The sequence below is a fragment of the Thiolinea disciformis DSM 14473 genome (assembly GCF_000371925.1).
GTDB lineage: Bacteria > Pseudomonadota > Gammaproteobacteria > Thiotrichales > Thiotrichaceae > Thiolinea > Thiolinea disciformis.
In genome coordinates, this window is record NZ_AQVE01000005.1 from 132,432 (window position 1) to 145,458 (window position 13,027).

At 45.1% G+C, this 13,027-nt stretch carries 11 protein-coding genes; 9 read left to right on the plus strand and 2 right to left on the minus strand.

Annotated features, from left to right (window positions below; translation table 11 throughout):
- Positions 1–4 precede the first annotated feature (4 nt).
- Positions 5–1,456 (minus strand): xylulokinase, encoded by a 1,452-nt coding sequence (gene xylB / locus A3IE_RS0105680; RefSeq protein ID WP_020394633.1) that lies wholly within the window; start codon positions 1,454–1,456, stop codon positions 5–7.
- Positions 1,457–1,693: 237 nt separating this feature from the next.
- On the opposite strand from xylB, the gene A3IE_RS0105685 reads away from it, so the two are divergent.
- Genes A3IE_RS0105685 through A3IE_RS0105725 form a run of 9 tightly spaced genes read left to right on the plus strand, consistent with a single transcriptional unit; the run spans position 1,694 to position 10,341 of the window.
- Entirely contained in the window at positions 1,694–2,260 is a 567-nt protein-coding gene (locus A3IE_RS0105685; protein ID WP_083900586.1) for a GspH/FimT family pseudopilin, read from the plus strand.
- On the plus strand, positions 2,253–2,717 hold the full coding sequence (gene pilV, locus A3IE_RS0105690) for a type IV pilus modification protein PilV (RefSeq protein ID WP_020394635.1): 465 nt from the start codon (positions 2,253–2,255) through the stop codon (positions 2,715–2,717). Before A3IE_RS0105685 ends, pilV begins: the two co-directional genes overlap by 8 nt.
- Positions 2,714–3,712, plus strand: coding sequence for a PilW family protein (locus tag A3IE_RS0105695; RefSeq protein ID WP_020394636.1), 999 nt, complete (start codon positions 2,714–2,716; stop codon positions 3,710–3,712). The genes pilV and A3IE_RS0105695 overlap by 4 nt, the downstream gene beginning before the upstream one ends.
- Positions 3,709–4,257, plus strand: a complete 549-nt coding sequence (locus A3IE_RS0105700; RefSeq protein ID WP_020394637.1) for a pilus assembly PilX family protein — start codon at positions 3,709–3,711, stop codon at positions 4,255–4,257. The genes A3IE_RS0105695 and A3IE_RS0105700 overlap by 4 nt, the downstream gene beginning before the upstream one ends.
- A gap of 2 nt (positions 4,258–4,259) precedes the next feature.
- Positions 4,260–7,970, plus strand: coding sequence for a pilus assembly protein (locus A3IE_RS0105705; protein ID WP_020394638.1), 3,711 nt, complete (start codon positions 4,260–4,262; stop codon positions 7,968–7,970).
- Between the two features lie 12 nt (positions 7,971–7,982).
- Positions 7,983–8,414 (plus strand): type IV pilin protein, encoded by a 432-nt coding sequence (locus tag A3IE_RS0105710; RefSeq protein ID WP_020394639.1) that lies wholly within the window; start codon positions 7,983–7,985, stop codon positions 8,412–8,414.
- A gap of 43 nt (positions 8,415–8,457) precedes the next feature.
- Positions 8,458–8,868, plus strand: coding sequence for a ketosteroid isomerase-related protein (locus tag A3IE_RS0105715; RefSeq protein ID WP_020394640.1), 411 nt, complete (start codon positions 8,458–8,460; stop codon positions 8,866–8,868).
- Between the two features lie 7 nt (positions 8,869–8,875).
- Positions 8,876–9,469, plus strand: coding sequence for a GNAT family N-acetyltransferase (locus A3IE_RS0105720; protein ID WP_020394641.1), 594 nt, complete (start codon positions 8,876–8,878; stop codon positions 9,467–9,469).
- A complete protein-coding gene (locus tag A3IE_RS0105725; RefSeq protein ID WP_020394642.1) occupies positions 9,466–10,341 on the plus strand; it encodes a carbon-nitrogen hydrolase family protein in 876 nt (291 codons plus the stop codon). Before A3IE_RS0105720 ends, A3IE_RS0105725 begins: the two co-directional genes overlap by 4 nt.
- 31 nt (positions 10,342–10,372) lie before the next feature.
- Here A3IE_RS0105725 and pepN read toward each other — a convergent pair whose 3' ends face one another.
- Positions 10,373–13,012: an aminopeptidase N gene (gene pepN, locus A3IE_RS0105730; RefSeq protein WP_020394643.1), complete on the minus strand. Its 2,640-nt coding sequence runs from the start codon at positions 13,010–13,012 to the stop codon at positions 10,373–10,375.
- Between the last annotated feature and the right edge of the window lie 15 nt (positions 13,013–13,027).

Sequence of the window (13,027 nt, forward strand, 5' to 3'; positions counted from 1 at the left end):
CTCCTTATTGCAACAACTTTAGTGCCGGATAAACGCGCCGGTAATTGGCATAAGCTTGAGCGAAGTCATCGACTAAGTGTTTAGCTGGCTCGAAACTTCGCTCAATGCGTGGCGGACTTAAGACTGGTAGGGGGTCTGCTTGATTAGCGGCAATGAATGCTAAACGCGCTGCTCCAAAGGCCGCGCCAAAATCTCCCTCAGCTGGCAAATCAACCGGCATGTTCAAAACCGTTGCTAGTATTTTCAACCAATAACTTGAACGAGAGCCTCCGCCTACCGCCATGACACGCTCTAATGTTGTGCCCGCTTGGTGTAAGGCTAATAAATTATCTCGAATCGCAAAAGCCACACCCTCCAAGACCGCTTGCGTTAACGTATGACGCTCACTGTGTTGAGATAAACCTAAGAAAGCGCCGCGAATCTTGGCATCATTATGGGGAGTACGTTCACCCGCCAAATAAGGTGCGAATATCACTTGAGTTGGGGCTTTAAGCTCATGGCCTAAGGCTTGAGTCAGCAAAGCCGCTGGTTCTTGGCAGATATTGGCATACCAATTTAACGAGTCAGTAGCAGACAAAATAACGCCCATTTGATGCCACGTTTGAGGTAAGGCATGACAAAAAGTATGCACGGCACTCTCGGGATAAGGTAGGTAGCTTGCAGTAGCGGCAAATAATACACCCGAGGTGCCTAAAGATACGAAAGCAGAACCGGCCTGCACCACGCCCATACCACAGGCCGAAGCAGCATTATCCCCTGCCCCGCCACCCACAATGGGACTATTCGCCATACCCCAGCGCCTGGCCAAATCGGCATGCAATTGCCCACTAACCTCTGTGCCTTCGATCAGCCGTGGCATGTGTTGTCGCGATAAATCGCAAGCTTGTAACAGCTCATCCGACCAAGTACGTTTGCCCACATCCAGCCATGACGTTCCTGCTGCATCTGAGCAATCAGACACATGCTCGCCTGTCAGCCACCAACGTAAATAATCCTTAGGCAATAACACCTTAGCAACGCGATTAAAAATAGTCGGCTCATACTGCTTGACCCAGACTAATTTTGGCGCAGTAAATCCAGCAAAAACAATATTACCGGATAATTTCCTAAACAAAGGATTAGCATCCAACTGCGCGGCTTCTTGGTGGCTTCGGGTATCATTCCACAATATACAAGGACGCAAGACTTGATTAGTGGCATCCAGTAAACAAGCACCATGCATATGCCCTGATAAAGCGATGCCTGTGACGGCGGCTATCGCTTGAGAGTGCTCAGCTTTTAGCTGATCCATGGCCTGTTCCAGTGCCTTAATCCAATCTGCCGGATCTTGTTCTGACCAGCCACTATACGGGCGAGCCACGCTCAAAGCTTGTTGACTACTCGCTAATATGCGCTGCCTTTCATCCATCAGCACCACTTTCAGACTGGATGTGCCTAAATCAATCCCTAAATACATCAGCACTACCTCCTTAATCCTTGACAAAGCTTAGCTTAAGCGAATCTTCACTTGCATACTGCTACGCTATCGCATGATTCTTTGCGCTGCCTGCACCTAAAAGCTTGTTGGGGCGAGTTTCTGGCGTTAATCAGCTAAGCGGGTATTCATAAATCGATAAGAAATATTTATAATAAAAATTACAATTGTAATAAAAAAAACAAACTCATTGATTTAGCTAATAAAAAATAAAAACTCATGACAATGTGTTATTCCTACCAACAAGCTAAGTGTGCTCCTCAAACCCGCTTAGGCGGTTTTACACTCATTGAGCTAATGATTGCCTTAGCGATTGCTTGTGTATTATTAGTCAGCGCATTGCCTTCATTACGCAACTTATATCGTGATCACACCCTCACGCTCCAAGCGAACGAGCTGATTAATCATATTAACTTTGCGCGATCTACCAGCGTTTTACGTAATATCCCCATTACCTTATGTCGCACCACCAGTGAAACAGCGACTAGCTGTGCCACCGGCAGTGCCGCTTGGAATTTTTGGATGATACGCACGAATAGTAATTCAGTTCTTTATCGTGGCCGTTTATCACCCAATAAAAGCTTAAGCCAAACCCTCAATAGTACCAGCAATGTCATCGTGTTTGGCGCCGATGGCTTAGCTCGCATTAATGGTGCTTTAGCAAGTAGCGGCAAATACTTTCAGATTATCGGTACTAACGACAGTGAGGGTAATTCGCGCTGCCTAAAATTTGGCGCAGGAACACGCCTACAGGTTGTGAAAAAAACAGGAGCTTGTAATGGCTAAGTTCCCAACCTATCAACAGGGTATCGGCCTGATTGAAGTATTAATCACTGTCGTCATTTTATCCATCGGTTTACTAAGTGTCGCGTCCCTGCAAGCACGTTCGGTTAAAAATAATACCAGTTCCCTAGAACGCAGCATGGCTATTCTGCTCACTTATAGTATTGCCGACGCCATGCGCGTTGATCGCGCCCATGCATTGGCCGGAAGCTTTGATATTGGCTTAACCGAAACGCCAGTAAGCTCAGCTAATCTAGCAAGTGGCAATATGTTGACCTTCGCACAAAACACCCTCAACCAATGGCGTAGTAGTACAAAAAATCTACTCGGTGAAACAGCGACTAGCTCAGTGGAATGTAATAACACCACAGAAATCTGTCAGGTCATTATCCAATGGGATGATAGTCGTGCCACCTATGGCTCATCGACTCAACAATTAGGGGTCGAAGTAAGATTGTGAAACAGCGCGGATTTAGTTTAATCGAGCTCATGATTTCAGCCCTAATAGGCTTGGTACTGCTTTTAGGCGTAATTAATATTCTGTCGGCCTCACGCCAAGTCTATCGCAGCAATAATGGTCTCGCCCAAATTCAAGAAAGTAGTCGAATTGCTTTTGAGCTCTTAGCGCGCGATATACGCCAAGCACAACTCATCCCTTGTGGGGATAGCGGGAGGGTAGCGAACGTCTTAAACAATGCTAATACCACACCATTGCGTCAATGGCTTGGCTTTCGAGGCTTTGCAGCCGATACCGCAAACATTGTAGGCGTTCCCACAGGCACTGCTGCGACAAATAGAGTAGCAGGTTTCGGCGCTCTATTAGTCCAAGGTACTGAAAATATGGGTTACACCTTGGTGGGACATGACACCAGTAATGCCATTATGACTATCGCCTCGAATACCACGAATCTGGCTACTAACGATATTTTGATGGTTTGTGATATTACCCAAGCGTCTATCTTCCAAGCCACGGATGTAAGTGTCAATGGCAGTGGACAAACCCTAGTGACACATGACAATAACTTTGGCACCACAGGCAACTGTAGTCGTGGTTTAGGGGTTCCGATTATTTGCGGCACCGTACAAGGCAACACCTTCTCCTATAACACCAATGCCACAGTATCACGTTTTTATTCCAGTATCTGGTATCTCGGTAATAATGGACAACAAGCCGAAGGTGGGCGCTCACTGTATCGAGCTCGGCTTGAAAAGAACAATATTGTGTATGAAGAAATTGTCTCTGGCGTTAGTGATCTTGTGTTCCAATATCACACCAATGCGGCCAACCAGTGGCAGGATGCCAGCCTTATTAGTAATTGGGAAGAGGTTGATGCCGTTAGAATTACCCTTGCGGTTCAAACGACTGATACTGACCTATCCACGACGACAAGTGGTAATGGTCGTCTAGAACGACGCGTCTCTCATATTATTGCCCTCAGGAATCGTACACCATGAATAAAAAAAAGCAACGAGGCAATGTGCTGATTTTCGCCTTGGTTTTATTACTGATCATGACCCTGATGAGCTTAACCAGTGTACAAGGCGTGAATCTACAAGAAAGCATGGCAACTAACTTGCAGGATCGCGAAATGGCTTTTCAAGCAGCGGAGGCTGCTTTACGTGCTGCCGAAAAATTACTGGAATCAACCTCATCCAGCAACACGATGATTGATTGCACCCTCATGGCGGTCAATCTCTGCCCACCTGTTCCCGCTAACACTTTCGTGGCTGACGATACCACAGGCTGGGTGAATGTCACTGACTACCCTAATAAGACCATGCTAGGTGGTAATCCCCAGTATTACATTCAATTATTAGGTATCGGCACAAGCCTTGGGGCAACAGGCCAAGGTAATAATTTGAGTAATGCTCAATACGGAGTCAATACCGGTGTTCAGGTTCAACGTTTCTACCGTGTTACTGCCCGCAGTAGCGTTCCTAGCGCAAGCTCTGACCGAGCCATTGTTGTGTTACAAACTACGATTAGTCGAGCAATTTAATAATGAATATAACAAGCATTTTCTATAAAAAATGGCTCTTAGCATTCTGCCTTTTTGCTGTGACACAAGCGAGTCAGGCATCGACAGCCTTATCACAATCCCCCTTGGTGGTTTCGGGGGGGGTTCCTGATAATCTGGTGCTTTTACCTTCTGTTGAATATCCGACCATTAATAGCGTGGCTAATCTGGGCGATTATTCAGCCAATAAAACCTACATAGGCTATTTCGACTCCAAAAAATGCTATGCCTATCAATACGATGCCGATGAGAAAAAACGTCACTTTTATCCTGTTGGCCTCAATACAACCTTAAACTCTTATCCCTACAGCTGCTCCACTTCTCAGCAATACTGGAGTGGTAACTTCCTTAACTGGGCTGCCACCCAAACTATTGATCCGTTCCGTTTGGGTTTAACGGGTGGCTACCGCGTCAAAGATACCGTGAACGAAACCTTTCTCGAAAAAGCATGGCAGGATGATTGGTATTACGATGTCATGTACCCTGATCGTCGCTTACCAGCGTCTGGTGACAACAGCACGCTAGTACGTCAAAGCGTGCCTTTTAATAAAAACTATATTCAAATGAGAATTCATGGCTTAGGTAATCGAATGTACTTTAGCTTGAATAATACCAATGCCAAAACAGCCACCACTATAACGCCCTATGATCCAAGTGTTCAAACAAGAAGCGCTACCAATAGTGGAACGTATGAAGTTAGCATTCGCGTTAAGGTTTGTGTTCCCAATTTGCTCGAAGCAAATTGCGTTGCTTACGGTTCAAATTACAAACCCGAAGGCTTATTACAAAATTACTCAAGTCGTCTCAGATATAGCGTATTTGGCTACACCAATGACAAATCAAATCCCTCTCCCGTGCCGGAAATCAATAAGGACACCCGCGATGGTGCAGTCTTGCGTGCTCGCCAAAAATCCATAGGTCCTTATCTTGCGAATCTGACCAGTGGTGTTGACATTGATAATCCGAACAAGGAATGGGATCCCAATACGGGTATATTGATCCAAAACCCAGATAGTGCAGATGCTAGCGCGACCAATACCATGTTAGGTATTACTAGCATTGCAGACAGTGGAGTCATTAACTACATTAATAAATTCGGGCAAATGATGACAAACGGTCATAAAGCACGTGACCCCGTCAGCGAGATGTATTATATGGCGATTCGCTATTTGCGTAATTTAGGTAATGTCAGTAGTTACACTTCGATCAGTAACACTTTATCCGCAACTGAGAAATATAAATACGCGGATGGTTTCCCCATTATTACCGACTGGACTGATCCTTATCTAGCCCCCTGTCAAGCAACTGCTATTTTAGGCATTGGGGACATTTATACACACCGTGATAAAAACCTCCCAGGCAACACTAATCCTAGCTATCGCTCCTACGAGCCAACGATGCCTCCAGAGGTAGCCAATGACACTGCTATTAATGTCGTTACCTTAACTAACAAGATTGGGATGATGGAGGGTCTTGGTAATATAGGTGAAACAGATAATTTTTCTGGAAACAATAACTCGGCTTTTATGGCAGGCTTGGCTTGGTATGCTAATACACGTGATTTGCGTCCAGAAGCAGCCATGATTGGCAAACAGACCGCATCAACTTATTGGGTGGATGTATTGGAAAATCAATATCAAGCCCCCCCTGATCGTAATGTCTATTGGCTAGCGACTAAATATGGTGGCTTTATCGTACCCCCCGCTGAAACCTATGATCCTGATACTTGGGTCAGCTCTATTCCCATCTCTTGGTATAATACAACAGGGCAAACTATTACCGCAGATGGCAACACCTATAAACGACCTGATAACTATTTCACCGCAGGTGAAGCAACGCTGATGGTTAAAAACCTTAGACAGGCTTTTAACAACTTGACCAGTAATTTCCTGTCCACCGGTGCATCACTTGCCTCTGTATCGTCAAAACTGACCACGGGCAATCGTATTTATCAAACAGCCTATTTTACACGTTCTTGGAATAGTGAAATCTTGGCTTATGATATTGATCCTGCCACAGGCAAATTCGCACTGACACCCACTTGGAAAACCTCCGAAAAATTACCCGCTTGGAATTTGCGTAATATTCGTATGAGTGGAGATAGACGCTTTCAATGGTCTTCCATGAGTATCGCCGAGCAAAGTATTTTTGGCTCAGAGAATTTAATCAATTACCTGCGTGGCGACTCTACCAATGAATTTAAAAATGATGATACCGGCTTATTCCGCAAACGCGTTAGTATGTTAGGGGATATGATCCAATCCCAAGCTGTTGTTGTTGGTGCACCTATCGATACACTTTATGTCGATAAGCAATTCCAAGGAGCATCTTCCTACATCACCTTCGCCGCCACCCGTGCCAATCGGACACCCACACTGTATGTCGGCGGTAACGACGGTATGTTACATGGTTTTAATGCCATCACCGGTGTAGAAACCTATGCCTTTGTACCCAGTACTGTGATGCCCAATATGCCTTTGCTCGCTGAACGTAATTATGAACATCGTTATTTTGTTGATGGTGAAATCACGGCTGCGGATGTTTATCTAGATGGCGCTTGGAAAACTATCTTAGTGGGCTCACTGGGACGTGGTGGAAAAGCCTTATTTGCACTCGATGTTACTGATCCCACTGATGTCAAGTATTTGTGGGAGGTTAACTCCACCACCGTACCTGCTTTAGGCAATACCCTAGGAAAACCGCTTATTGTTCAAACCTCCAATGGCACATGGCAGGTAGTTATGGGTAATGGCCCTAATAGCGCTGACGATAAAGCAAAACTTGTTATGATCGATATTAAAACGGCAGTCGCCACTGTTTTTGATACAGGTGGCAGTACTAATAATGGATTAACTGCTGTCAGTGCTTGGAGCGAACAAACGAATGGCATTGTTAGCGATCTTTATGCAGGCGATTTAAGCGGTAATATATGGCGTTTTAACTTAGCAAGTAATGACTTTACCAAGCTTTTTACCGCTAAAGACGGTTCTGGAAAAAGTCAATATATCACTGCCGCTCCTGCCGTAGGTAAAGACCCCTTGACCAATAAGCGCTGGGTATTCTTTGGTACAGGGCGCTTCTGGACTTCAAGCGATGTTACCGACACGGCACAACAGACTTGGTATGGTATTCAAGATGAAGGGGTGCTAGTGAATCGCAATCAATTAAAGCAACGCCTGATTACTAATACCGGCTCGCTAGGTAACTACGATGTTAGAGTGATAGACACCGGCTCAATTGCGGATTTAACCGGTTATAAAGGTTGGTATATTGATCTAGAAGCGCCTGCCACAAATGCAGCAGACGCTACGCCTAGTGAACGGATTATTGTCCCTAACTTCTTCCAAGGAGATACCTTAATTGGGACAACACGTATTCCTAGCCGAGAAGATGTATGTCGCCCGTCCGGATCCGGTTATATTATGGCTATTAATGCTTTCCCTGGCACCCGCCTAGATCGGGTATTTTTTGATGTGAATGATGATGATAAATTTGATGTACTAGACCAATTAACCATCAACAATGTACCCACCATTATCTCAGGTATTGGTTTTGATAGCAGTCCACACAACCCTATCTTTATTGACAATCTCATGGAGGTTGTTAATGAAAACGGCAGTATTACCACTATTCTGACCCAAGGTGCTCATGGTGTACCCTCTCGTACTTCGTGGCGCGAAGTCATCAACCAATAATGATAAGAATTTATGAAAAACCAAAAACTAGCTGGATTTACGTTAATAGAATTGATGGTAACTGTAGCCATTATTGGAGTATTAGCTGCAATAGCCTATCCCTCCTATATGGCGCATGTCCTTAAGTCTTATCGTGCAACGGCAAAAGCCTGCATGTTAGAGCATGTAAGCTATATGGAACGCTTTTATGCCACTAACTTTGCTTACAATAAAACCAGCGCTGGGACGGCGATAAGCATTCCGGCTCTTAACTGTAAAACAGACAGCAAACTCAATACACGCTATACGATTACCGTCGACACCTTGGCTTCAAAAACCTTTCGGGTGGTTGCCACACCGATTGGCGTGCAATTAGCGAAAGATACGGAGTGTGGCACGCTAACAGTGAACCAAACAGGTCAACGTACTGCCAGTGGTAGCGGTGGACTTAACGCTTGTTGGTAGGTTTTGAGCTATCATACTAGGCTTAATATAGCAGGAGTCTAGTATGTCAGCTCAACAAACACTTGATTTGATTCATCGTTATTACGCCAGCTTTAATGCTGGCGATATGGATACTTTTCTTAGCTTACTCACGGATGATGTCATTCACGACATTAATCAGGCGGGACGTGAAATAGGCCTAGACGCTTTTCGCACTTTTATGCAAAAGATGAATCGCAGTTATCGCGAGCGCTTAGTAGATATTGCCATTATGGTTAGCCAAGATGGGCAGCGTGCGGCGGCTGAGTTTGTCGTGCTAGGTGAATATCTTGCAACAGATGAGGGCTTGCCAGAAGCACATGGTCAAACGTATCGCTTAGCTGCTGGAGCATTTTTTGCAATACGTGATGGCAAAGTGGCACGTATTAGCAACTACTACAACCTGCAAGACTGGTTAACGCAAGTGGGAGCTTAGTGGGGTTATGGCTATAACGCTACAAACCGTTACAGGTAATAATCTTGCCCGATATATCCAAGACCTAGCACGCTTACGGATGGAGGTGTTTCGCGCCTTCCCTTATTTGTATGACGGCTCGCTGGAATATGAAGCGCATTACCTCGAAACTTATTTACGCTGCCCAGACGCGGCCATGATTTTAGTATTCGATCAAGATCAAGTGGTCGGTGCTTCGTCTTGTATTCCCCTGCGGGCCGAAGATGAGGCCTTTCAAAAACCATTACGTGCTGCAGGCTTTGCGCTGGATACAATTTTTTACTGTGGGGAATCCGTTTTAGCGCAAGCTTATCGAGGGCAAGGTTTAGGCGTAGCTTTTTTTCGTGAGCGTGAAGCTCATGCCGCACGCTTAGGGGGTTTTACCCATTCCTGTTTTTGTGCGGTGGATCGTCCGCTTAATCACCCGCTACGTCCTATGGATTACGTACCCTTGGATCAGTTTTGGACAAAACGTGGCTATGTGAAGCAATCGCATTTAGTGGCACGCTTAAGTTGGCAAGATATTGACCAGCCTCTTCCCACCGAAAAAACACTGACTTATTGGATGAAAACCTTAGTATGAGCATCGTCCGCATCGCCGCTGCACAATATGAGATTAGCTATTTTCCAAGCTTTCCCGCCTTTGAGCAAAAACTTGAGCGCTGGATAAAAGAAGCGGTTACACAAGGCGCTCAATTACTCTTATTCCCCGAATATGCTGCATTAGAATTGTGTTCTTTATTAGACAAGCCCCTACAAAGTGATTTACAAGCTCAATTACAAGCCTTACAAGTTTATCTTCCTGACTTTCTCGCAACGCATCAACGCTTAGCTAAGGACTATCAAGTCACTGTAGTCGCTGGTAGTTTCCCTGTAAAAACGCAGCTTGAAGCGAAAACTGTGTTTGTTAATCGTAGTTATGTGATTCATCCCACTGGCAAAGTGGATTTTCAAGACAAACAAATCATGACCCGTTTTGAAAGTGAAGAATGGCTTATTGATGCTGGCACCGAAATCAAAGTAATTGAAACCGCCGTGGGCAAGATCGGCATTAGTATTTGTTACGACTCAGAATTTCCATTAATCGCTCGACGCCAAATCGAATGGGGTGCTGACTTTATTTTGGTTCCTAGTGTCACTGAAACGTTGCATGGTTATCATCGAGTAAAAATTGGTAGCCAAGCGCGTGCCTTAGAAAATCAATGCTATGTGGTTCATGCGCCCTTGGTCGGTGAGGCGGCATGGTCGCCTGCGGTGGATATAAGTCGAGGCTGTGCAGGCGTTTATACCCCTGTCGATCAGGGTTTCCCTGAAAATGGGGTCTTGGTACAAGGTGAACTTGATAAACCTATGTGGATTTTTGCGGATTTAGATCTAGCTAAAACCCGCGCTATTCGTAGCCAAGGCCATGTCTTAAATTATCGTGATTGGGACAAACAACAAGAGCGGCTTTGATACCGCTCTTTAATTATTTTTAACCATGCACCTAGGCGGCCAAACTCTTACTCACGATCTCGAACACGTCTGGTGATAAACCTTCATGTGCTTTAATACGCTCTAACTGCTCGCGCATAAAAGCCGCTGGCTTTGACTCATAATGCCGCCAATTCATTAAAGGCCGCACCATACGCGAAGCAATTTGTGGATTCAGCGCATTCAATTCCAATACACACTCCGTCAGAAACTGATAACCACTGCCATCAGGTGCATGAAAATGCAAAGGATTACGCTGGGTAAAACTACCAATTAACGCACGTACTTTATTAGGATTACGCATATCAAACAGATGATGCTGCATCAATTGCTTAACATGCTCTAACGTATTGGGTAGGCTGGAGGTCGCTTGCAAACTAAACCATTTATCCATAACCAAGGTATCATTCTGCCAACGATCATGGAAATGCTGCAAAGCTTTCGTACGCTCAGGACAATCAATATCGACTAATACGCTGAGCGCCGCCAAGGAATCAGTCATATTATTAGCATCGGCATATTGTTTAACGCATAAGCTATTGATACTGCTCTCACGCAAACGACCTAAATACGCTAAGCAAATATTTCTCAAGCGGCGTCTGCCCATACTTACCGCATCAATTTGATAAGTGCCGTGATCTTGCAAGCTTGCATAGCACGCCTCGAAATCTAAGCGTAACGTTTTGGCGAGCGTGGTATGCACAAATTCGCGTACCGTATGAATCGCACTTGGATCAGCCGGACGATTCACTTCTGCAATATCAGCCTCGGAGGGTAAGGTCAAAGCTTCTGCACGCAAGGCAACATCCAAGCTCTCGTCCGTTAGAACTGCTTGCCACGCACTAACAAACTCATGCTCCAAGCCCAAAGGCTCATCACTGGATAAATCGCTCAATAAACGCTTAAAAGTTAACATCGCTAAGCGCTGACCCGCATCCCAGCGATTAAAAGCGTCTTGATCGTGCCGCATTAAGAAAATCAGCTCAGCCTCCGTATAATCAAAATGCAAACGCACCGGCGCTGAAAAATTGCGTAGTAAGGAAGGCACAGGCTTTTCTGGGACATGATTAAAGCTAAACACCTGATGGGCTTGCTCTAAACGCAAGACCATAGCATTAGCAGCCGGTGCAGTAGAACCTTGTAATTGCAAAGGTATTTCACGCCCATCGGAAGCTAATAGACCTAGCTCAATCGGGATTAAAAACGCTTGTTTTGTGGAAGCTTCTGGGGTGGGTGGACAAGTCTGACTCAAATGCAAGGTACACGTTTGCGTGGCCGCATCATAGTCTAAACTCACCGTCACCTCTGGCGTACCTGCTTGATCATACCAGTGCTGCAATTGGCTCAAATTAACCTGATTCGCATCCGCCATGGCTGCTAAGAAATCTTCCGTTGTCACCGCCTGACCATCATGGCGCTGGAAATATAAATCCATACCCTTACGGAAACCCTCACGCCCTAATAAGGTTTGATAAAGGCGTACTACTTCTGCGCCTTTCTCATAGACCGTCATGGTATAGAAGTTATTGATCTCCATATATGAGCTAGGCCGAATCGGATGGGCCATCGGGCTAGCATCTTCCGCAAACTGCGAAGTGCGCAAGGTTCGCACGGACTCAATGCGCTCTACCGGACGCGAATGTAAATCCGCTGTAAATTCTTGATCACGAAAAACGGTTAAACCTTCCTTGAGTGATAGTTGAAACCAATCACGACAAGTGACACGATTACCTGTCCAGTTATGAAAATACTCGTGCCCAATTACTGATTCAATACTGATATAATCAAAATCTGTCGCTGTTTCAGGACTAGCAAATACTAATTTGGAATTAAAAACATTTAAGCCCTTATTTTCCATAGCCCCCATGTTAAAATCATCTACGGCTACGATCATATAAATATCAAGGTCGTATTCCAAACCAAAGCGCTGCTCATCCCAATACATAGCACGTTTAAGCGACTGCATGGCATGATCACATTTATCAATATTATGTGGCTCAGTATAAATACGTAATACCACTACACGACCAGATGTCGTCGTATAATGATCCTCGACATGCAATAAATTACCCGCTACCAGCGCAAATAAATACGAGGGCTTAGGAAAAGGATCAAGCCAACGCGCCCAATGACGACCATCGGCCAAAGTACCTTGCTCGACTAAATTACCATTCGATAATAATACCGGATATTTCACTTTATCCGCTGTAATACGTGTGGTAAATACAGTCATCACATCGGGACGATCGGGATAATAGGTAATTTTACGAAAACCTTGTGCCTCACATTGGGTACAGAAATTACCACTTGATTGATATAAACCTTCTAAGGAGGTGTTTTTCTGCGGGTAAATCTCAGTGACTATTGTAAGCTTTGCACGCTCAGGGAAATTGAATAAGCTGAGGCCAGTGTCTGAAACTACATATTCATGCGGCGCTAATACACGATCATTGATCGCAATACTAATTAAGACTAATTGCTCACCCATCAATTCGAGCGTGGTAGTCGATGGGTCACGGCGCTGATAAACGGCCTCATTGTTAACCCGCGTATAGTCCTCCCCCAAGTCAAAGCTCAACTCCAGTGACAACACGTCATAAGTGGGGGGTGTATAATCGCGTAGGTAAATGGTGCTCGGCTGGCCTTCTCTCATGAATATTCCCAAAAT